22 protein-coding genes and 2 pseudogenes are annotated in these 18,146 nt (G+C 73.0%); 10 read left to right on the top strand and 14 right to left on the bottom strand.

All coding sequences use genetic code 11. The annotated features are described in order from the left end of the window. The 3 genes and pseudogenes from ACFYX3_RS35950 to ACFYX3_RS35940 form a co-directional block, all read left to right on the top strand. Nucleotides 1-97 (top strand): annotated as a pseudogene (locus ACFYX3_RS35950) (heme-binding protein); the annotation flags it as partial. An 82-nt stretch (nucleotides 98-179) separates the two neighbouring features. After that, complete coding sequence (locus ACFYX3_RS35945; RefSeq protein ID WP_389022964.1) at nucleotides 180-779, top strand: ankyrin repeat domain-containing protein; 600 nt, start codon at nucleotides 180-182, stop codon at nucleotides 777-779. Between the two features lie 11 nt (nucleotides 780-790). Next, nucleotides 791-1,228, top strand: a complete 438-nt coding sequence (locus ACFYX3_RS35940; RefSeq protein WP_389022961.1) for a glutaredoxin domain-containing protein — start codon at nucleotides 791-793, stop codon at nucleotides 1,226-1,228. On the opposite strand, the gene sigJ is transcribed toward ACFYX3_RS35940, so the two are convergent. After that, nucleotides 1,179-2,177 carry an RNA polymerase sigma factor SigJ gene (gene sigJ / locus ACFYX3_RS35935; RefSeq protein WP_389022958.1) on the bottom strand — a complete coding sequence of 333 codons (999 nt, stop codon included), beginning with the start codon at nucleotides 2,175-2,177 and terminating at the stop codon, nucleotides 1,179-1,181. The genes ACFYX3_RS35940 and sigJ overlap by 50 nt on opposite strands. A 148-nt stretch (nucleotides 2,178-2,325) precedes the next feature. Between sigJ and ACFYX3_RS35930 the strand changes: the two genes are divergently transcribed. After that, nucleotides 2,326-2,745 carry a hypothetical protein gene (locus ACFYX3_RS35930; protein ID WP_382654056.1) on the top strand — a complete coding sequence of 140 codons (420 nt, stop codon included), beginning with the start codon at nucleotides 2,326-2,328 and terminating at the stop codon, nucleotides 2,743-2,745. A gap of 1 nt (nucleotide 2,746) precedes the next feature. Here the strand turns inward: ACFYX3_RS35930 and ACFYX3_RS35925 are convergent, their stop codons facing one another. Continuing rightward, nucleotides 2,747-3,775 carry an ArsR/SmtB family transcription factor gene (locus ACFYX3_RS35925; RefSeq protein ID WP_389022954.1) on the bottom strand — a complete coding sequence of 343 codons (1,029 nt, stop codon included), beginning with the start codon at nucleotides 3,773-3,775 and terminating at the stop codon, nucleotides 2,747-2,749. 125 nt (nucleotides 3,776-3,900) lie between these two features. Here ACFYX3_RS35925 and ACFYX3_RS35920 point away from each other — a divergent pair, with 125 nt between their 5' ends. After that, nucleotides 3,901-4,863: a hypothetical protein gene (locus ACFYX3_RS35920; protein ID WP_389022951.1), complete on the top strand. Its 963-nt coding sequence runs from the start codon at nucleotides 3,901-3,903 to the stop codon at nucleotides 4,861-4,863. 10 nt (nucleotides 4,864-4,873) lie between these two features. Here the strand turns inward: ACFYX3_RS35920 and ACFYX3_RS35915 are convergent, their stop codons facing one another. Continuing rightward, nucleotides 4,874-5,884, bottom strand: coding sequence for an MBL fold metallo-hydrolase (locus ACFYX3_RS35915; protein WP_389022948.1), 1,011 nt, complete (start codon nucleotides 5,882-5,884; stop codon nucleotides 4,874-4,876). Between the two features lie 145 nt (nucleotides 5,885-6,029). On the opposite strand from ACFYX3_RS35915, the pseudogene ACFYX3_RS35910 reads away from it, so the two are divergent. Then, a pseudogene (locus ACFYX3_RS35910) lies at nucleotides 6,030-6,583 on the top strand (GNAT family N-acetyltransferase). Nucleotides 6,584-6,587: 4 nt separating this feature from the next. On the opposite strand, the gene ACFYX3_RS35905 reads toward ACFYX3_RS35910, so the two are convergent. From ACFYX3_RS35905 to ACFYX3_RS35885, 5 genes are all read right to left on the bottom strand, one after another. Then, a complete protein-coding gene (locus ACFYX3_RS35905) occupies nucleotides 6,588-7,073 on the bottom strand; it encodes an SRPBCC family protein (RefSeq protein WP_389022945.1) in 486 nt (161 codons plus the stop codon). A 94-nt stretch (nucleotides 7,074-7,167) separates the two neighbouring features. Continuing rightward, nucleotides 7,168-7,554, bottom strand: coding sequence for a VOC family protein (locus tag ACFYX3_RS35900; RefSeq protein WP_116164435.1), 387 nt, complete (start codon nucleotides 7,552-7,554; stop codon nucleotides 7,168-7,170). 159 nt (nucleotides 7,555-7,713) lie between these two features. Beyond that, nucleotides 7,714-8,337: a histidine phosphatase family protein gene (locus ACFYX3_RS35895; RefSeq protein ID WP_389022942.1), complete on the bottom strand. Its 624-nt coding sequence runs from the start codon at nucleotides 8,335-8,337 to the stop codon at nucleotides 7,714-7,716. An 87-nt stretch (nucleotides 8,338-8,424) separates the two neighbouring features. Continuing rightward, entirely contained in the window at nucleotides 8,425-9,651 is a 1,227-nt protein-coding gene (locus ACFYX3_RS35890; protein WP_389022939.1) for a PP2C family protein-serine/threonine phosphatase, read from the bottom strand. Between the two features lie 99 nt (nucleotides 9,652-9,750). Then, nucleotides 9,751-10,944, bottom strand: coding sequence for an MFS transporter (locus tag ACFYX3_RS35885; protein WP_389022935.1), 1,194 nt, complete (start codon nucleotides 10,942-10,944; stop codon nucleotides 9,751-9,753). Between the two features lie 114 nt (nucleotides 10,945-11,058). Here ACFYX3_RS35885 and ACFYX3_RS35880 point away from each other — a divergent pair, with 114 nt between their 5' ends. Continuing rightward, nucleotides 11,059-11,787 (top strand): hypothetical protein, encoded by a 729-nt coding sequence (locus tag ACFYX3_RS35880; protein WP_389022932.1) that lies wholly within the window; start codon nucleotides 11,059-11,061, stop codon nucleotides 11,785-11,787. Between the two features lie 102 nt (nucleotides 11,788-11,889). Beyond that, nucleotides 11,890-12,759 carry a hypothetical protein gene (locus ACFYX3_RS35875; RefSeq protein WP_389022929.1) on the top strand — a complete coding sequence of 290 codons (870 nt, stop codon included), beginning with the start codon at nucleotides 11,890-11,892 and terminating at the stop codon, nucleotides 12,757-12,759. 16 nt (nucleotides 12,760-12,775) lie between these two features. Here ACFYX3_RS35875 and ACFYX3_RS35870 read toward each other — a convergent pair whose 3' ends face one another. Continuing rightward, complete coding sequence (locus tag ACFYX3_RS35870; RefSeq protein WP_116164447.1) at nucleotides 12,776-13,120, bottom strand: helix-turn-helix transcriptional regulator; 345 nt, start codon at nucleotides 13,118-13,120, stop codon at nucleotides 12,776-12,778. A 134-nt stretch (nucleotides 13,121-13,254) separates the two neighbouring features. Between ACFYX3_RS35870 and ACFYX3_RS35865 the strand changes: the two genes are divergently transcribed. Continuing rightward, nucleotides 13,255-14,232 (top strand): zinc-binding alcohol dehydrogenase family protein, encoded by a 978-nt coding sequence (locus tag ACFYX3_RS35865; protein WP_389022925.1) that lies wholly within the window; start codon nucleotides 13,255-13,257, stop codon nucleotides 14,230-14,232. 22 nt (nucleotides 14,233-14,254) lie between these two features. On the opposite strand, the gene ACFYX3_RS35860 is transcribed toward ACFYX3_RS35865, so the two are convergent. The 4 genes from ACFYX3_RS35860 to ACFYX3_RS35845 form a co-directional block, all read right to left on the bottom strand. Then, nucleotides 14,255-14,842, bottom strand: a complete 588-nt coding sequence (locus ACFYX3_RS35860) for a hypothetical protein (RefSeq protein WP_389022922.1) — start codon at nucleotides 14,840-14,842, stop codon at nucleotides 14,255-14,257. Between the two features lie 162 nt (nucleotides 14,843-15,004). Then, nucleotides 15,005-15,604 carry a hypothetical protein gene (locus ACFYX3_RS35855; RefSeq protein WP_389022919.1) on the bottom strand — a complete coding sequence of 200 codons (600 nt, stop codon included), beginning with the start codon at nucleotides 15,602-15,604 and terminating at the stop codon, nucleotides 15,005-15,007. A gap of 107 nt (nucleotides 15,605-15,711) precedes the next feature. Beyond that, complete coding sequence (locus tag ACFYX3_RS35850; RefSeq protein WP_389022915.1) at nucleotides 15,712-16,287, bottom strand: GNAT family N-acetyltransferase; 576 nt, start codon at nucleotides 16,285-16,287, stop codon at nucleotides 15,712-15,714. A gap of 86 nt (nucleotides 16,288-16,373) precedes the next feature. Then, a complete protein-coding gene (locus ACFYX3_RS35845; RefSeq protein WP_389022912.1) occupies nucleotides 16,374-16,862 on the bottom strand; it encodes a hypothetical protein in 489 nt (162 codons plus the stop codon). 81 nt (nucleotides 16,863-16,943) lie between these two features. Here ACFYX3_RS35845 and ACFYX3_RS35840 point away from each other — a divergent pair, with 81 nt between their 5' ends. Next, nucleotides 16,944-17,429, top strand: coding sequence for a YfbM family protein (locus ACFYX3_RS35840; protein WP_389022909.1), 486 nt, complete (start codon nucleotides 16,944-16,946; stop codon nucleotides 17,427-17,429). A 20-nt stretch (nucleotides 17,430-17,449) separates the two neighbouring features. Here ACFYX3_RS35840 and ACFYX3_RS35835 read toward each other — a convergent pair whose 3' ends face one another. Then, a complete protein-coding gene (locus tag ACFYX3_RS35835; RefSeq protein WP_389022906.1) occupies nucleotides 17,450-18,064 on the bottom strand; it encodes a hypothetical protein in 615 nt (204 codons plus the stop codon). Nucleotides 18,065-18,146 lie beyond the last annotated feature (82 nt).

Below are 18,146 nucleotides of genomic sequence, written 5' to 3'. Positions count from 1 at the left end.
GGGCGCCCCGATCGCGGGCATCGGCGTCGCCGGCGCCCCGTCCGGCGACCTCGACGAGAAGTTCGCCCAGGCCGGCGTCGCCTCCCTCGCGAAGTGACCCCCCCCCCGCAGACTCCGGCGGTACCCGGCCCCCCGTCCGGGTGCCGCCGGTCTTCTCGTGACTCACATGGAGGACCGCGATGGACGACCACAACAGCCGACTCCTCGCAGCCGCCCGCCGGGGCGACGCCGACGCCGTCCGGGCGGCTCTGGAGGCGGGCGCCGCGGTGGAGACCCGGGACGAGGAGCTGCGCTCCCCGCTGCTCCTCGCCTCGCTCGGCAGCCACGTGGCAGCCGCCAGGGTCCTCGTCGAGGCCGGCGCCGACCCGAACGCCCAGGACCGCCGGCACGACAGCGCGTGGCTGGTCACCGGCGTCACCGGCAGCGTCGACATGATGCGTACGCTGCTGCCGGCCGGCCCGGACACGACCCTGTGCAACCGCTTCGGCGGGATCTCGCTGATCCCCGCGAGCGAACACGGCCACGTCGCGTACGTACGAGCGGTGCTGCGCGAGACCGACATCCACGTCGACCACGTCAACGACCTCGGCTGGACGGCTCTCCTGGAGGCCGTGATCCTCGGTGACGGCGGCCGCCCGCACCAGGAGGTCGTGGAGCTCCTCCTCGCCGCCGGCGCCGACCCGGACCTCGCGGACGCGGACGGCGTCACACCCCTGCGGCACGCGGAGCGCCGTGGCTTCGACGCGATCGCTGCCCTGCTCAGGGCGAAGGCTCGGTAGCCTGCTTCACCATGATGCGTGCTTGGTTGCTGCCGTTGTTGTTCGTGCTCTGCGGATCGCTCGTCGCGGCGGGGATGTTCTCCGACGGGAACACTCTGGGAGCCTCGGCGCTCCTGCTGTTGTTCGTCGTGCTCGCCGCCGCGCACTCGCCCCTGGTCTTCCCGAGGCCGACGGGTGCGCTGGAGGCGCAGCGTCTCAGCGAGGCCGACGGCCGTCCGATCGTCTACTGGCGGGCGGGCTGCAAGTTCTGTCTGCGCCTGCGCCTCCGACTGGGCCGTCGCGCCGGTCGGTTGTACTGGGTCGACATCTGGCGGGACCCGGCCGGCGCGGCGGTGGTGAGGGCGGCGAACGGCGGCAACGAGACCGTGCCGACGGTCTTCGTCGCGGGCAGCGCGTACGTCAATCCCGACCCTGCATGGGTGCGTGAACAGCTGCCGCCCTCTGAGTGAGCGGACCGGCGTCCGTCCACGCACGGAGCTTCTCCGGGTTCCGGACCGCCCAGATGCGGCTGATGCGGCCGTCGGCGAGTTCGAAGGCCGCCACCGTCACGGTGACGCCGTCCTTCCGGGCGACCAGACCAGGCATGCCGTTCACCGTGCGCTCCAGAAGCGTGAGCCCGGGGGCCTTGTCGGCGATGTGGACGACGTACTGGGCGATGAGCGCACTGCCCTCGACGGGCCGCAGCGCGGCGCCGACCAGGCCGCCGCCGTCGGCCGTCATCGTGGCGTCGGGGGCGAGGAGGCCGACGAGGGCCTTGATGTCCTTGGCCTCCCACGCCTCCTTGAAGTCCCGTACCAGAGCGGCCTGTCCGGACTGCCGCGCCGCCGGCCTGCCCTCGGCGCGGATCCGTCGGCGGGCCGAGGAGGCCAGCTGCCGACAGGCCGCGGGGGACCGGCCGACGATCTCGGCGACCTCGGCGAAGGGGTACTTGAAGACGTCGTGCAGGATGAACGCCACGCGTTCGGCCGGCGTCATCGACTCCAGCACGACGAGGAACGCCATGTTCACCGATTCGTCCAGAGCGATCCGGTCGGCGGGGTCGGCCGCCCCGGACAGCCCGTCGTCCGCGCCCGGTCCGGCCCACTCCGTACGGTCGGGGAGCGGCTCCGGTATCCACGCCCCGACATAGCGCTCGCGGCGGGCCCGCGCCGAGCCCAGCATGTCCAGGCAGACCCGGCCGGCCACCGTCGTCAGCCAGGCCCCCGGCGACTCGACGGCCTCCCGCTGACGGGGCGTCAGGGCGTACCAGCGGGCGTACGCCTCCTGGACCGCGTCCTCCGCCTCGGCGAGCGAACCGAGCATCCGGTAGCCGAGGTTGATCAGCCGGCGCCGCTCACCGACGACGACGCCGAGCTCCGGTTCGGTCCTGTCGTGGCCCGGCTCGTCGGAGGCGCTCATGATCGTGCCGGCTCCCTGCTTCAGCGGTTCTCGTCGGTGTGATGTGGATCTCGTTCCTCCGACACCTCACATTTCGCGGGCCTGCGTCGTCGGACTGTTCGAGAGAGTACCGAGCCACCGCCGCGAGGCAGAAGAAGAGGACCGAGTGATGGCCACCACCGCACAGACCACGGCAGTTCAGGGCACGAGCAGCCGCACCTTCCTGCAGGTCTCGATCGCCCTCCAGACCCTGACCCTCTTCTTCCAGGCCTCCACCGCCGGCCTCCTCCTGACCTCGTCGCAGGGCGAGGTGCTGCACAGCGTCGGGGCGCGCGTGATGTACGGAGCCACCATGCTGTACGTGCTGGCGGCGATCCTCGCCTGGAAGCCGGGCGGCGGCTCGCCGCGCCCCATCCTGTACTCGACCGGCTTCCTCGTCCTCGCCTCGGTGCAGGTGGTGCTTGGCGTCGCCCACAAGCCCGCCCTGCATGTCCCCCTGGGCGTCCTGATGTTCGGCCTGAGCGTGCTGGCGCTGGGCCAGATCCTCAACGCCCGGCGGCAGGAGCGGTCCCGCACGCGCGGGTTGTAGGTCACAGGGGCGTTCCGGCCAGCAGCGAGTGTCCGAGGGGCGTGAGGCTGTGCAGCACCGCCGTCCCGGTGCGGACGGTGTCGACCAGGCCCGCGCCCCGCAGGACCCCCGCGTGCTGGCTGGCGGCTGCGAGGGAGACGGAGGCGCGTTCGGCGAGGGCCGTCGTGGTGGCGGGGGAGCGCAGGAGGGCGAGGACCCGGGCCCGGGTGCGACCGAGCAGCGCCGCGAGGGCCTCCGGCCGGTCGTCGGCGCCACCGGAGGCCCCGTCGCCGGCGTCGTACAGGGGATAGACGAGGACCGTCGCCGCCTCGGGGCGGTACATCAGCAGGGGACCCGTCGCGAACCACGAGGGAACCAGCAGCAGTCCGCGCCCGCACAGCGGGACGTCGTACGCCGCCTCCGAGGGCAGGTGCAGCGTCGGCGCCTGCCAGCGCCAGGTCGTGCCGAGCGTGGTCAACAGGCCGTCGACACCGCCGCGGAGGAGCATCTCCGACCGCAGCGCGCGATCGGCGAGGGCGTCGCGGCGGATCCGTGGCCAGAGCGGTTCCACCGACGTCTCGAAGTAGCGGCGGGTGTCGTCGAGCAGCACCCGGGCCGCGGTCGGGGACCCCTGGGCCAGCTCGTGGGCCCACCGGCCGGGCCGGGCCAGACCGCCGTTCCATCCGGAGACCTCAGGGATCCCGAGATCGAGCGCCAGCCGCTCCGAAGGCGTCGACGCCACCGCGTCGAGCGCGTCGGCGAAGCCGTGGACCGACGGCTGCAGCAGGAAGTCCGGTACGAAACCGTCATCGGCGACCAACTCGGCGAGGACACCGGCCCGGGCGCTCGGGTCTCCCCGCAGGGAGTGGTGCCACTGCCGGGCGGCGGGCCGCGGACGGTGCAGCCGCCCGGCGCCACGGCCGCGGCCCTCACGAGCGCGGTCGAGCGACAGACCCAGACGCACGCTCAGGGCTGCTTCCGACAGCGCGTCGGCCGCCGGGGCGAGAGTGATCCGGCGCAGATCGGCGGCAGTGAAATGAAGACGGATCATGCCGACCGATTATCCGCCCGGCGGACCCTTTCACCCAGGGATGAAAGGCAGTGCGTTCTCCGCGAGGACACCGCACGCTTCCGTTGTCCGCCTCACCAGTCGACACCCCGCCGGAGGTCGCGCCGATGCGCCGTATCCCCGCCCGAACCGCGTGCCTCACCGCCGCGGTCCTGCTCACGACCCTCGCCGGCGCGCCCGGCCCCGCCACCGCACGGGACCTGCCCGACACCTACGTCGTCTCCCGCGAGCCCGGCGTCCTGCCCGAAGGGATCACCGTCACCCCGGACGGCACCCTGTACGTCTCCTCGGACGGCCGGGGCACCCTGTACCGCGGCCGCATCGACGAGCCGGACCTGACGCCGTTTCCCGCGCGCGGCTTGGAGGACCGCCCCAGCACCCTGGGCGTGCACACCGACCGGCGCGGCCGCGTCCTGTCCGTGGGCGGCGCGAGCCTGACCGTCCACGACCGCCACGGACGGCTCCTCGCCACCCGTACGGCACGCGGGGGACCGCTCGGCGCGCCCCACCTCAACGACCTGGTCGTGACCAAGGACGCGGTGTACGTGACCGACTGGGCCAACCCCGTCATCCACCGGGCGGAGATCCGGGGCTCGACCCTCGGCCCGCTCGAACCCTGGCTCGACATCCGTTCCGCCTTCCCGCAGTTCCCCGCGCAGTACTGGCTGTTGAACGGCATCGTGGCCGACGACACCGGCACGACCCTCCTGGTGGCTTCGAACGGCACCGAGTCCGTCTGGCGGATCGGCACTGCGGACAAGGACGTCAGTCGGCTCGACCTCGGCGACCAGTCCTTCGGCCCCGACGGCATGGTGCTGCACGGCCGGATGCTGTACGCCGTGCTCAACTACGGTGCCCCGCAGGGCGTCTACATCGCCCGGCTCGACGAGGAGCTGCGGACGGGCACGGTGACCCACCGCCTCACGGACGGACCCTTCGACCTGCCGACCACCCTGGCGAGACACGGCTGCCGCCTCTACGTGGTCGACAGCCAGCTCGACGAGCCGCCTGGCCGGCCCCCGTACACCGTGAGCGCGATCGACGACCCGACGTGCGAGGACACCCCCTGACCCCCGCGGGTCAGCGTGGCTCGGCGGCCGGCCACGCGCGCGGGTAGGGCACGCGCAGCGCGTCGGCCGCCACGGGGGTGTGGCCGGCCGCCGCGTGCAGCCGCCCGTCGCGCAGGACGATCCCGCCGCCGGAGAGCATGGACGTCACCAGCTCGGTCGCGAGCGCCTCGGGCGTGAGGCGCAGGAGCCGTGCCGCGTCGGTCAGCCACGCGCGCGCGTGGAGGTACGGCTCGACCTCATCGGCCGGAATTCCGTCTCGGATCATCAGCGCGAACGCGAAGATCCGGCGGACGCCGTACCAGACGGCCCCGTCCGGGTCGTCGACGAGCCGCCGCCCCCGGCGCAGGGCGGCGGCGAAGGCGGCCCCGGTGTCGGCCGGGACCGGACCGTGGGAGGGGAGGACCAGACGCGGTTCGAGGTCGGCCATCCGCTGGAGGGAGGCGAGCGCGGTGGCCGCCGCGCCGGGCCCGTCGAGGGCGAGGTTGACCCAGCCGACGTCGTAGTCCGACAGCGCGTCGCCGACCACGAGCAGCCGCTCCTCCGGCTGCCACAGAGCCAGATGCCCGGGCGTGTGACCGGGGGTGCGGACGACCTCCCAGTCGGTGTCGCCGAGTCGGAGGACCTGCCCGTCGTCGAGCGGCATGTCCACGGTGTACGGGGCGACCGGCTGGTCCAGGTACTCGGCCGCGCAACACCCGGGGTCACGACGGGAGATCGCCTCGGCCTCCGGGGCACCGGCGGCGACGGCCGCGCCGCCGGCCTGGAGGAGCGCGTTGCCGCCGACGTGGTCCGAGTGCCAGTGGGTGTTGACGACCAGGCCGATCCTCCCGGCCCGGGCACGGGCCCATGCGGCGGTCTCCTCGGCGTGGCCGACGAACCCGGTGTCGACCAGGGCCGGTTGCCTGCCGTGGAGCAGAAGCGTGTTGGCGTCGGGGAACGGCCGCTGCCACCAGGTCGCCCAGGACGGCAGGGACACCTGCGAGGAGGAGCGCGGGCTCGCCGCCCGGGCCTGCGGGCTCACTGCGCGGGTCCGTTCGCGCGGATCGGGGTGTGCTGCCGGTTCGGGTCTTCCACGTGCGCTCCTTGGACGGCGGGTACGGCGAGAAGTACATCAGCAGCCGCATGATCCATCGACACCCCGACTCCGATCGGGTTGGGTCGGCGGCATGCCAGAGCTGCGAACCGATCGACTGCTGCTGCGCCGGTGGCGGGAGTCCGACCTCGAACCCTGGGCGGCGATGAACGCCGATCCCGAAATCCGGCAGTACCTGGGGACTTGCTGACACGGGAGGAGAGCGATGCCACCGTGGCCGCCATGAGGTCCGACTTCGAGGAGCGGGGCTTCGGGTGGTGGGCGCTCGAAGAACGGGCGACCGGCGCGTTCCTCGGCCGCGCCGGCCTGGACGTGATCGGCGAGGGCATGCCCTTCTCGGGAGTCGACGTCGGCTGGCGCCTGACGCGTTCCGCCTGGGGCGACGGATACGCCACCGAGGCCGCCCGGGCCTGTCTGGCCTTCGGCTTCGAGGTCCTCGGGCTGCCGGAGATCCTGGCCTCGACGACCGTGGACAACCTCCGCTCCCAGGCGGTGATGCGCAGGATCGGCATGACCCGGAACCCGGCGGACGACTTCGAGGACCCCAGCGTTCCCGAGGGGCCGCTCCGCCGGTGCGTCCTCTACCGGACCCCGGTGGAGCCGCGTACGGCCCACCGGGGCACCTGAGCCCTCAGACCCCGGTCGTCGCGGTGCGCGCGATGCGCTCCAGGGTGGTGCGCATCCCGGCCCGGTTGAGCGCGATCCGACGGGCGGGGTTCGAACCGGCGAAGACCGTGCCCAGGAAGTCGGCGACCCTGGCCCGGTACCCGTCGGTCCGCAGGTCCTGCCAGAACTCGGTGAGCCGCGTCCCCGAGCCCTCCGCCTCGAACCGGTAGCCCCAGCGGGCGATCGGGAGGCCGATGACGCTGACGTCGAAGACGAACTCGCTGTCCTGGCTCATCCGGGTCACACGGCCCTGGGTCGGCCAGAGGAACGGCCCGCGGCGGTTGAACCCGACGAACCGGGTGCCGGTGCGCGCCGGAGGACGCAGCACCCACACGGACCGGCACTCCGGGCTCCACCGCCCCATGTTCCGCAGGTCCGACACCAGCCGGTAGACGGCCTCCGGCGGCGCGTCGACGACCGTGCTCTCCTCCAGGCTCCACTGCCGATCCATGGTCCGCTCCCCTCGCACCCCGTGGGCCCGACGCCCACCTGCTACTCGCCGGTAGGTTAGCGGGCGGCTGAGCCGTCTGTCCCGGGATCCCTGCTCAGGCCTCGACGTCCTGCGGGTACCAGCGCAGTTCGACCGTGTTGCCGTCGGGGTCCTTCACGTAGACCGACTGGGCGGAGCCGCGTGCGCCCCAGCGCGGGACCGGGCCCTCCAGGACGTCGAACCGGCCGGAGTCGATGACCTCCTGCCAGTCCAGCGGGTCCACGACCAGGCAGATGTGGTCGACGTTGGACTCGCCCCGCGGACGGGAGAACAGGTCGATGACGGTGTTCTCGTCTATGCGTACGGACGGGAACGACACCTTGCCGGCCCGCCACTCCTCGACCCGCTCGGGCGCGAGGCCCAGGGCGCCGGTGTAGAACTCCAGGGACTTGTCGACATCGGTCACGTTGAGCACGAGGTGATCGAAGGCCTTGACTCGCATGATGGGTTCAGCACCTTTCGGTTTGCGTTCTCGTCTTGATGATCATGGTGACTGCGGCGGCCCCGATCAAGGGCTCAAGGTGTCCGCGATGCGGACGGGGCGGCTCCGGGGCGCGGCTCCCCGACTCCCCCTACCCGCTCGCGGGAGGCCGTCACCGCGTCAGATGCGGAACTCGGGAGGGAAGCCGGTCCAGCGCAGCTCGGCGGGGAGATGGCCCTGGTCGTTGAGGAAGAGGACGGCGGGGGCGCGGTCGGGCGTGTAGCGGATGACGGTCAGCGCGGCGTTGGCGTGGTTGATGCCCATCCAGCGAGCCTTCGGGGCTTCGAGGGCCTCGCGGACCAGCCAGGCGAGGAGGAAGTTGTGCGTCACGACGAGCTCGTGGCGCGGCTGGGCGCCGTCGACGGGACCGGTGAACCGCGCGAGTGCCTCCGCGGCGAGCGCGGGGCCCTGTTCACGCTCCTCCGCCGGGAACTGGGCCAGGAACCCGAGCATGGCGTCCGCCGACCGTACCGGCAGCTCCTCGCGCAGAGGCGTGTACGGGATGTAGTCGCCGGCGGGCGCCGACATGCGCAGCGGAACCCCGTCGAGCTGCTCGCCGACCAGCCGGGCCGTCTCCTCGGCGCGGGCCAGCGGCCCGTGGTGGATCGCCGTGAGCGGCGCCTTCCGGAGCCGCTCGCCGAGCAGGGCCGCCTGGCGGCGGCCGCCGTCCGTCAACGCGCTCTCGTCCTCGGTCGCTTCACCGTGCCGCGCCAGGTACAGGTAGCGGGCGGCTGTCTCCGTCATGCTCGATCACTCCGACCAGGTTCATGATCTTGTGGACGGGGGGAGGGACGTGGTTCGGCGCCCCGTGGTTCCGCTGATCGTGACGGGTCAGAGGCGGAGGAGGATCAGGGCCGTGTCATCGGTGATGCCGGTGGGCGGGGTGAGCTCGTCGAGGAGGGTGTCGGCCAGGGCCTCGGGAGGGGCGGCCCGATGGCGGGCCAGGGCGTCGGCGAGCCGGTGCAGACCGGTGTCGATGTCCTCGCGGCGGCGTTCCACGAGGCCGTCGGTGAAGAGGGCGAGGACGGCCCCGTCGGTGAAGGCGAGCCGGGCCTGCGGCCGGGACGCCGGTTCGGGGCTGGCGCCGAGCGGGGGATCGGTGGCCTGGTCGAGGAACTCCACGGTCCCGTCGGCGTGGCAGAGCACGGGCGGGGGATGGCCGGCGCTGCTGTAGGTGAGGACGTGACCGTCCCAGTCGACCACGACGGACACGGCGGTGGTGGACTCGGCGCCGGCGACGTCGCGCGAGTACAGGTCGAGGACTTCGAGGGCCCGGGCGGGACCGTCGGCGACGCGCGAGGCGGCCGACAGGGCGCTGCGGAGCAGCCCCATGACACCGGCGGCGCGCAGGCCGTGGCCGACGACGTCGCCGACGGCGACCGCGGTACGGCCGGGCAGGTCGACGAGGTCGTACCAGTCTCCGCATACGTTGAGCGCCCCGGTGGCGGGCCGGTAGCGCACGGCGGCGTGATGGTGTCCGAGGGGACGCGGCGCGGGCAGCATCGCCTCCTGGAGGTGAAGGGCCACCTCGCGCTCGCGGGCGTGGGCCAGACGGAGCCGTTCGTTGACCTCCTGCAGCTCCCTGGCGCGGGTGTAGAGCTCGGACTCCAGGGCCCGGGCGCGGTCCGTGTTGCTGTGGGCGCCACGGGCGTGGATCAGTTCGGTGACCTCCTCGACGCGGTGCAGCAGGAGGGCCACGGTGCCGTCGGGGGCCGGGACGGGGGCGTTGACCGGGCTCCAGTACCGCTCCTGCCACTGTCCGGGACGGTCGGCGTACTCGACGTCGTACCGCTGAATGGCCATGGTGTCGGGCTCGCCGGTGGCCACGACCCGTTCCAGGGAGAGGCGCAGGTTGCGCGTGCCGGTGGCGGACGGGTCGTGGGGGTTGTCGGGGAAGACGTCGAAGAGATACCGGCCGATGAGCTGCTCGCGCGTCCGGCCGGACAACGACAGGTAGGCCTCGTTGACGTCGGCGTAGACCAGACTCGGGGTGAGCAGGGCGACGGCACCCGGCAGGGCCTGGAACACCGCGCGGTAGTCGATCCCGGGTCCGTTCACGCCTCACCTGCCCGTGCGCCGCGGTTCCAGCCGTGACACTGCCCTCACGATACGCGGGCCCTGCCGCGACGGCCTGCGGGCGGCGCCCGGCAACCACGGTCACGGGGATCTTGTCGGCACCGGCCGTCGCAGCAGGTACAGGGCGGCCGAGGTGACCAGGACCAGCATGCAGCCGGTGAACACCAGGCCGGCCTGCTCGAGCCCGAGCGGCCCGGACAGCAGGCCGACTCCGATGACCGGGATCGAGATGCCCGTGTACGCGACCACGAACAGGGTCGAGATCACCGCCGCTCGCCGGTCCACCGGCGCGGCCTCGGCGACGGCGGACAGCGCCGCACGGAAGGAGAGGCCCTGGCCGACGCCGCCCACGACGGCCGCGAGGACCACGAGCGCGAGCAGCTCCACGGAGAGCGCCCCCGCGAGGAAGGCCAGCCCGGCGAAGAGGACGGCACAGCCGAGCGGCAGGGACCGGGACACGCCGAAACGGCCGACGGCGAGCTGTCCGGCGGTGGAGGCGAAGAAGGCCAGCGAGACGATCAGTCCGCTCACGGCGTGATTGTCCACGTGCAGGTACCGGGCGAGGAACGCGGGACTGACCGAGGTGAACACGCCGAACAGGGCGAACCCCGCGAAGGACGCGATCGCCGCCGGAACGAACACCGGACGCACCTGCGTGGGCAGGGCGGGCCGTTGCGGCCGTACGGAGCTCAGCGGCCGCGGATCCCGCACGGTCTCGGGCAGCCGCAGGAGAACGAGGGCCGACACGGCGACCAGGGCGAGGTGTACGGCGAACGGCAGCAGCAGCGGCTCGGGCGCGTACTCCGCGAGCAGGCCGGCGAGCAGGGGCCCGCAGCCGAGTCCGCCCATGTTGGCGGCCGTCGCCACCAGCGTCGCCCGGGACTGGCCACCGGGCGGGGCGAGGTCCATGACGTACGCCGTGGCGGCCCCGGTGAACAGGCCCGCCGACAGTCCGGAGAGCAGCCGGCCCGCGTAGAGCCAGTCCAGTCCGTCGGCGGACAGGAAGCAGACGGCGCTCGCCGCCGCGAACCCGAGCCCCCAGAACAGCGTCGGCCGTCTGCCGATCCTGTCCGAGGCGTTGCCCGCGAGGAGCAGCGCGCCGATGACGCCGAAGGCGTACACCGCGTACACGACGGTCACCGTCAGCTCGGAGAACCCGAACTTCTCCTGGTAGAGCGGGTAGAGCGGGGTCGGCAGCGTGGTGCCGGTCATCCCCACGACGAACACGGCCCCGGCGAGCAGACACCGGAGCCACCCCTGACGATCACCGACCATGCCGCCGACCGTAACCCCGGGGACCGTCCCCGCCCGGCAACGCGACGCCCGCGACCTGATCGACGACCGTGGTGGCCCAAGGGGGCGACGGGGAGACCAGTGCAGACTGTGCGCATGGACGGATGGACCCGATCGGGCAGTGAACCCGGCCCCGCACTCTACGGACGCCTGCGCGTCGAGACCCAGGACCTCGCGCCGGCGCGCCGGCTCACCGAGCGGCACCCCGGTCACGGCGATTTCGGCACCGTCGCCGGCGTCGCCGCGCCCGGCTTCCCGGCGTACGCACGGGTGCTGCACCCCGCCGGTCTCGACGAGCGCCCCGTCCGCTGGGAGACCGTCGCCGCCGCCTACGACCGGAAGACCGGGCCGCTCACGAACTGGCACGAGGTGATCGGCGCGGAGCCGTTCTACCAGAACATCGCCGAGTACGGCCTGCCCGGCGTGTGGGACGAGCACCCCGCCGAAGGCCCCACGCCCGGCGGAGTGGCGCGTGCCCTGATCCCCGTCCTCGCGCGCCACACGAGCACGCCGGAACGCTGCTGGTACGGCCTGTGGGACGGGTACGGACGATGGGACTGGGACGGGATCCCCACCTTCCCGACCCCGGAACGGGACGAGGTCCTGCTCTCCGGAACGCTGGCCGACGCCGTCTCTCCCGAACTCCTGGACCCGTTCGCCGAACTCCCCGACCTGTGGTGGCCGCAGGACCGCGCCTGGTGCGTGGGCGGTGACGTCGACCTGGTCAGCACGTACGTGGGCGGATCAGAGGAACTGATCGCCGAGCTGCTCGCCGCGCCCGGCCTGGAGGCCCACCCGGTCCGGGCGTCGGACCGAGTCGGCTGACCCCGCGGCCCGCCTCCGGGCGCCGGGGTGGGGCTGTCCACACCCCGAGGACTCCTGCCTGCCCCGCTGACCGTGCGGCGCCGGTGCGAGAGCGTGGTCGGCATGACAGCAGCATCACATCGGACGGGCCACGCGGGCCCGTCGCGATCGGCAACCGTCCGGGGGCGGGCCCTCGCTCTGCTCGCCACCGCCGCTCTGGCCCTGGTCGCGGCCTTCGTCGTCGTGCCGCGCACACTGGCGGCGAGTGCGTCGGGAGCCGACGTCGGAGGGGAGGGCGGCCTCGCCCGCGCGTTCCGCGAGGCGTTCGTCGCGTACTGGAGCTCCGGCGAACGCGGTTTCCCACCGGACGTGGACAGGCTCGTCGCGTACTGGTCCCGCTACCACGTCGCCAAGGGCGTGATCGCCGCGCTGCTGCTGATCGTGCTGGTCGCACTCGGCGCCCGGCTCTGGAGGGCCTTCGTGCGGGCCGGCGGCCTCGGGGCGGGACGGCGGTTCGCGCTCGCGGCGACCTGTGTCCTCACCACGACGCTCGCGCTGCTGTCGCTGGCGGCGGTGATGGCCAACATCCAGGGTGCGACGGCACCTTTCGCCTCCCTCCTGCCGATGCTGCCGACCGGCGGGACCGACGGCGAGGTCGGCGCCGCGATCGCCCAGGTGAGAGAGCGCCTGGCCGCCGGTGACCACGTCTCGCCCGCCCTCGACGTGATGCTCGGCGACTTCGCCCGCTACCACGAGGCGATGGCCTGGATCGCCGCCGCCGTGGCGGTCGTCCTCGTCGTGCTGGGCGTGGCGGCGTGGAAGTGCTTCAGGCGGACCCTGTCGGCCGACCGGCGGGCGAGGCGCACGCTCGGGTCGTTCGCCGCCCTCTCCGTGCTCTCGTCGCTGTTCCTGATCGTCGTCGCCGTGGCGAACACGACCACGGCCGCCGACCCCCGGCCGGCGCTCCTGGCCTTCTTCCACGGCGGATGGTGACGGGCGCCCGGGTGCCTCAGCCCAGGTCGTCGGCGCGCAGGGTGAGGTCGAGCAGGCCGGGGAAACGGGCGTCGAACTCCTCGCGACGGAGCCGGTTGAGGCGCTTCGGCCCCTGATCGCGCTGCTCGACGAGACCCGCGCCGCGCAGGACGGTGAAGTGGTGGCTCTTGGCGGCCCTGCCGACGGGCACGTCGAAGTTGCTACAGCTGAGCGTCCAGTCGGGCTGGGAGGCCAGTTCGCGGATCAGCTGGATGCGGACGGGGTCGGCGAGCGCGGAGAGCGCGGTGAGGAGGGCGACGTCGTCGGGGTGCGTGTGCACGGGTGCGGGGCGGTGACCCGTGGCCTCAGGTTGCTCCGGCATCCCGCTCACTCCTTCGTGTCGGCCGATTCGCTTGCCCAATGTTCGATGGCCATCATACAGTCCGAGTGTTCGCTTCTCGTTGAACACTCCGTCTGCGCTCCCTCTCCGAGCGCTTCCTGAAGGGTGGTTCGTCCATGCGCGCGATCGAGTTCCACGAGTACGGCGGTCCCGAGGTCCTGCGACCCGTCCAGGCCGCGACTCCCGAGCCGGGACCGGGACAGGTGGCCATCGACGTCGCCTGGGCGGGAGTCAACTTCGCCGACGTCAAGGCCCGCGCGGAGGGATACCGCGTCGACGAACTGCCCTACCGCCCGGGCCTGGAGGTCTCCGGGCACGTCCGGGCGGTCGGCGAGGGAGTCGACGGCATCGAGGCCGGCCAGGAGGTCGCGGCCCTCGTCGGAGGGGGCGGATACGCCGATGTGGTCCTCGCCCGGGCCGACTCCGTGTTCGCGCTCCCCGAGGGGCTGGACCTGAGGACCGCAGCGACGCTCCCCACGGTCCTGCCGACCGCGCACGCCCTCATCCACGAGGTGGGCAGGCTGCGTACGGGCGAGAGCGTGCTCGTGCACGGCGCGGCGGGCGGCATCGGCACGGCCGTCGGCCAACTGGCCCGGGCGGCGGGCGCGGGCGCGGTGTACGGCGTGGCCTCCACCGAGGCGAAGGCCGCGTACGCCCTGAAGTACGGCTACGACGAGGTCTTCCGCCCGGACACCTTCGCCGAGGACGTCCGGAAGGCCACCGGCGGCAGGGGAGTCGACCTCGTCCTCGACCCGGTCGGCGGCGAGACCCTGCGCCGCGGCCTGGACGCCCTGGCCCCCTTCGGGCGCCTGGTGTCCTTCGGCAACGCCGGCGGCGGCGCGCCGTGGCAGGTCGGCCAGCCCGAACTGTACGGCCAGGGCCACGCCGTCGCGGGCTTCTCCGTACTGACACTCGCCCAGACGGCCCCCGCCGCCGCGCGCGCCCTGACCGAGCGCGCCCTGCGCGCGGTCTCCGAGGGGGAGGTGACGCTTCCCGTCACCGCAGAGTTCCCCCTGGCCGACGCGGCCGAGGCCCACCGCCTGCTGGGCGGCCGCGGCTCCACGGGCAAGCTGCTGCTGCGCGTGAAGGACTGACCGCGCTGGACCGGACCCGGGTTCACAGCTGGTGGACCCAGGCGATGACGAACACGACGCCCGCGGCCGACGAGACCAGCAGGGCGAGCACGGGGCCCACGCCCACCTTGCGGCCCCACATCCAGCCCGCGATCCGGGAGTGGAGTCGGCCGAGCAGCGCGAGGGCTCCCAGGCCGGCTGCCGCGAACGGCACGCCGACGAGGAAGTGCACGACCCACGCCCCGAGCATGCTCGGGCCGCCCCAGGAGTGGTCGTACGGGCCGTGGTCGACGAGGGGGTAGAGCACACCGCGCAGGACGAACAGGAGCTCGATGCCCACGGGGATCAGGGCCAGAAGCCCGAGCGGCACGCACAGCAGCGTGTGAGCCGTCAGCCGCCACGCGCCCGGCCTCCGGGGCGACGACCGCTCCGCCGCTTCCTGCTCGGCGGCCCGGGCCCACCACGCCCGCGCCTTGTCCGTACGCCCGGCCGCCACAGCGCCGAGCGTCACCAACGCGGCGGGCAGCAGGACCGCGGCGTACTCGACCCGGCTCGCGAAGCGCGCGGAGACGAACCGTGAACCGGCCGCCGGCGGCTCGTTGCGGGTGCGTCGCGAAGCAAGGAATGACATGACCTGTCCCCGATCTCGTGGTCGTCGACCGCTGCCGACGACCGGAACCGTAGGGAGGCGTCACCGTCCACCACGTCACACCACGGTGCCAAGCGGGGCTCGTACCCCGGTAGGGGGTGAGGCGGTGCGATCGGGCTCGATCATCGGGCCTCTCGCCCCGCGCTACTCCCAGTCCACCAGGTAGCCCTCGTGCCGTACGCAGCCTCCGTCGGCGGTGAGGGTCGGTTCGCCGTCGTACCAGCCGGGGCGCAGCGACAGTTCGATGCCTCGGTCGTCCGTCGTCCGGACCCCCGGCATTCCGGCTCCCGGCCTGCCCGGTGCCGGGGCGGGGATGTCCTCCACCGTCAGGCCCTGTGCGGACCACTCCTTCCGGAGGGTGCCGACCGCCGCCGTGTACGCGGCGTCGCTCGCGAAATCGGGTGTCCAGGCGACGGACGGCTGGTCACGGCTGACTCCGTCGCCGTCCATGCCCAGGTCGTCCTTGCAGGACGCGTCGGACATCTCCTTGTGGTCGGCCACGGAGTCCGGGTCGATGCCCAGCAGCCGCACCGCGTTCTCGCCCGCCTCCTGGGTGTGCCGCAGATGCTCCCGGAACTCCGTCTCCGACAGCACGGGACCGCCCGCCAGCGACTGACAGCCCTGCGCGAGTGCCGCGAGCAGGAGGACCAGCACCGCACCGCCCGCGATCAGGGCCACGATCCGGCCCCGACGGCGCGGAGCGGGGTCGGAGGGGTACGGGGCGGGAGCGGGCGTCGTCGTCATGCGGCATATTCCATCAGCCGGCCCCGAAGGGACGACACCGCTCCGATACTCAGAAACGGGGTGAGTACGTCGCCGCCCCGCCTCGTACGGCCGTGACCTCGGCCCCGTCAGCCCTTTCGGCGGAAGTCCAGCATGCAGAAGACCTTGTCGTAGCGGTGTTCGCCGACGGCGACGAAGTCGGGCAGGCGGCCGTACTCGGTGAAGCCCAGCGACCGGTAGAGGTGCAGGGCGTTGGCGTTGTCGCCGCGGGCGTCGAGGGTGAGGACCTCGATCCCGGCCTGGCGGGCGTCTTCGACGAGGGCGGCGGTCAGCGCCCGGCCGACGCCGAGGCCCTGGGCCCCGGCGTCCACCGCGATCTTCTCCAGGTCGGCGTGCGGCCGATGGGTCGGCCGGGCGTAGCGGACCCAGTACCCCAGACCGACGATCCGGCCGTCGAGACAGGCGACCCGGAGGGCCGCGTCGCCCGCCCGCACGGCGGAGAGGACGTGGCCCACGAGCTCCGTCACCTCGTCCGGCGTCGGAGGGTCGACCCAGCCCAGGGCCGCCCCGCCACGGACCAGGTCCGACAGGATCCCGTGGGCCGATTCCGCGAACCGCTCCCGCAGAGCCGGGTCGGCCGTCAGCTCCAGGGCGTCGAGGACGACGGGCTGTGTGGTCACACCACGGGGTGCGGCAGGCGTCATGATCGCCGGCCTAACCACCCCGGAGACCGGAGCGCGCCCGGGCGCCGTCCGCCCCGACGACGGCGGGGCCGTCCCTTGCCCCTGGATCAACTCTTCCGTCGACGCCTGCGGTGGGGGCGGCGCGGCCGGACGAGGGTGTCGAGCCCGCCCACGGCCGCACGGACATGAGCCGGTTCGCCCGGTCCCCTCCCACCCGCGCACCACCAGGACAACCGCCCGTCCGCCTCACGCGGATGCATGCCGAGGTCGTGCTCTCCACACAGCGGCCAGGCCTGCCACAGAAGCTCGGTGACCGTCTCCTGCGCGGCGTCGGTGACGGCCCACAGGGCGTGAGCCGGGTCGCCCGCCGAGTCCGGATCCAGGCTGCTTCCCTGCGATTCGCCGTTGGCCAGGGCGACGTGGACGTACTCGGCCTCGTCCTCGGTGCAGCCGGGATGTCCCGCCAGGCACAGGGGCTCCTGGTCCGGCAGGGTCGCCGCGAGATCCCGGTTGACGAGGACGAGAGCCTCGTCCCAGAGCGGGTACGCGCCGAGCGGGATCCGATGGGCCCCGGGCAGATGGAAGAAAGCACTCATGGAGACATCCTGCACGGCGGACAGGCCCGGCCCGGAACGCTTTTCGTCCGGGTGTCAGTGCCCTCCCGTACGGTCGGCACCATGGGAATGATCGGGATGTACGCGCGTCTGAGTCCGGCTCAACTGCAGCGGACCCTCGACGATCCGGCCTTCGGCCTCCGCCTCGTCGAGGGCATGGGCGACGCCGAGGAGGACGGCCGTCGGCTGGACGTCGACAAGACGTGGCACGCGATGTCGTTCCTCCTCGACCGGCTCGACTTCGCGGTCGACGTGGTGTTCGGCGAGCAGGAGGTGGCGGGCTCCCCGGACTGGGGATACGCCCCGCCGCGTTATCTCTCGCCGGCACGGGTACGGACCGCGGCCGAAGGACTGGCGGGGATAGCCGCCACGGCCCTGACCGGTGCGGCGACCCGCCAGGAGCTGTTCGAGGCGGGGGTCTACCCGGACGTGATCTGGACACGGGACGAGGACGCCCTCGCGTACGTGGAGGCGCACTACGACGGCCTGGTGACGTTCGTGACCTCGGCGGCCCTGGCCGGAGACGCCGTCGTCATGTGGATCTCCTGACGAGGCGGACCGGACGGGCGTCAACTCGGACGGGCTCCCAGGGAGATGCCCTCGGCCGTCTCGATCCACTGGACCTCGTGGCGGTTGTGGGTGATCTCCCTGAACGTGTGGGCGGCCACCACGGCCGTCGGCCGGCGCCTGGACCTCGGCGCGGTGCCCAGCAGGACGGACACGGCCGAGGCGAGGGACTTGAACGCCACGTACGGCTGGATCTCCGAGGACCACCAGTCGAGCGGCTCGCCCCGCTGGATCGCCCGCCGCACGGCCTTGAACGCCTGGCGGACGCCTCCGAGCACGTCGACCTCCTCCCCGGTCAGCACGCGCTCGGCGGCCAGTTTCGCCAGGAGGGCCTCGATCGCTCCTTCCGCCGCGGTGGCCCGCTCCAGGCAGGCCCATCCGGGGTGTTCGGGCGAGGTGACCGGTGTGTGACCGCTCGTCAGGGCGTTCCAGGTCTTCCAGACCGCGACGAACTCCCCGTAGAGCCGCTGGAATTCCCCCGCCGCGGTCAGATCCATGTCGCGGTTCTTCTTGATCCGGTCCCAGTGGTCCGTGACGCGGGTGGTCACGAGCCATCCGCCGCCCAGGGTGACCGCGACCGTGAGCAGCGGGACGCCTAACGACTCGAAGATCGACACGGGGCTCCTGACGACGGGCCATCGGGGCCGTCCCATTGTGCGCCGCAGCGACACGGCACCGGGCCTGTTCATGACACTGGGC

Source organism: Streptomyces sp. NPDC002463 (genome assembly GCF_042889835.1).
GTDB classification, from domain to species: Bacteria; Actinomycetota; Actinomycetes; order Streptomycetales; family Streptomycetaceae; genus Streptomyces; species Streptomyces nymphaeiformis.
This window is presented reverse-complemented; position numbering and strand designations above follow the sequence as displayed.

Excerpts from the sequence above, each read along its gene's own strand:
- ACFYX3_RS35865 (WP_389022925.1), top strand. The coding sequence starts at position 13,255 with ATGCGCGCGATCGAGTTCCACGAGTACGGCGGTCCCGAGGTCCTGCGA.
- sigJ (WP_389022958.1), bottom strand. The coding sequence starts at position 2,177 with ATGAGCGCCTCCGACGAGCCGGGCCACGACAGGACCGAACCGGAGCTC.
- ACFYX3_RS35860 (WP_389022922.1), bottom strand. The coding sequence starts at position 14,842 with ATGTCATTCCTTGCTTCGCGACGCACCCGCAACGAGCCGCCGGCGGCC.
- ACFYX3_RS35930 (WP_382654056.1), top strand. The coding sequence starts at position 2,326 with ATGGCCACCACCGCACAGACCACGGCAGTTCAGGGCACGAGCAGCCGC.
- ACFYX3_RS35945 (WP_389022964.1), top strand. The coding sequence starts at position 180 with ATGGACGACCACAACAGCCGACTCCTCGCAGCCGCCCGCCGGGGCGAC.
- ACFYX3_RS35895 (WP_389022942.1), bottom strand. The coding sequence starts at position 8,337 with ATGACGGAGACAGCCGCCCGCTACCTGTACCTGGCGCGGCACGGTGAA.
- ACFYX3_RS35840 (WP_389022909.1), top strand. The coding sequence starts at position 16,944 with ATGGGAATGATCGGGATGTACGCGCGTCTGAGTCCGGCTCAACTGCAG.
- ACFYX3_RS35905 (WP_389022945.1), bottom strand. The coding sequence starts at position 7,073 with ATGGATCGGCAGTGGAGCCTGGAGGAGAGCACGGTCGTCGACGCGCCG.
- ACFYX3_RS35850 (WP_389022915.1), bottom strand. The coding sequence starts at position 16,287 with ATGACGCCTGCCGCACCCCGTGGTGTGACCACACAGCCCGTCGTCCTC.
- ACFYX3_RS35925 (WP_389022954.1), bottom strand. The coding sequence starts at position 3,775 with ATGATCCGTCTTCATTTCACTGCCGCCGATCTGCGCCGGATCACTCTC.
- ACFYX3_RS35940 (WP_389022961.1), top strand. The coding sequence starts at position 791 with ATGATGCGTGCTTGGTTGCTGCCGTTGTTGTTCGTGCTCTGCGGATCG.
- ACFYX3_RS35855 (WP_389022919.1), bottom strand. The coding sequence starts at position 15,604 with ATGACGACGACGCCCGCTCCCGCCCCGTACCCCTCCGACCCCGCTCCG.
- ACFYX3_RS35845 (WP_389022912.1), bottom strand. The coding sequence starts at position 16,862 with ATGAGTGCTTTCTTCCATCTGCCCGGGGCCCATCGGATCCCGCTCGGC.
- ACFYX3_RS35870 (WP_116164447.1), bottom strand. The coding sequence starts at position 13,120 with ATGCCGGAGCAACCTGAGGCCACGGGTCACCGCCCCGCACCCGTGCAC.
- ACFYX3_RS35900 (WP_116164435.1), bottom strand. The coding sequence starts at position 7,554 with ATGCGAGTCAAGGCCTTCGATCACCTCGTGCTCAACGTGACCGATGTC.
- ACFYX3_RS35880 (WP_389022932.1), top strand. The coding sequence starts at position 11,059 with ATGGACGGATGGACCCGATCGGGCAGTGAACCCGGCCCCGCACTCTAC.
- ACFYX3_RS35885 (WP_389022935.1), bottom strand. The coding sequence starts at position 10,944 with ATGGTCGGTGATCGTCAGGGGTGGCTCCGGTGTCTGCTCGCCGGGGCC.
- ACFYX3_RS35920 (WP_389022951.1), top strand. The coding sequence starts at position 3,901 with ATGCGCCGTATCCCCGCCCGAACCGCGTGCCTCACCGCCGCGGTCCTG.
- ACFYX3_RS35875 (WP_389022929.1), top strand. The coding sequence starts at position 11,890 with ATGACAGCAGCATCACATCGGACGGGCCACGCGGGCCCGTCGCGATCG.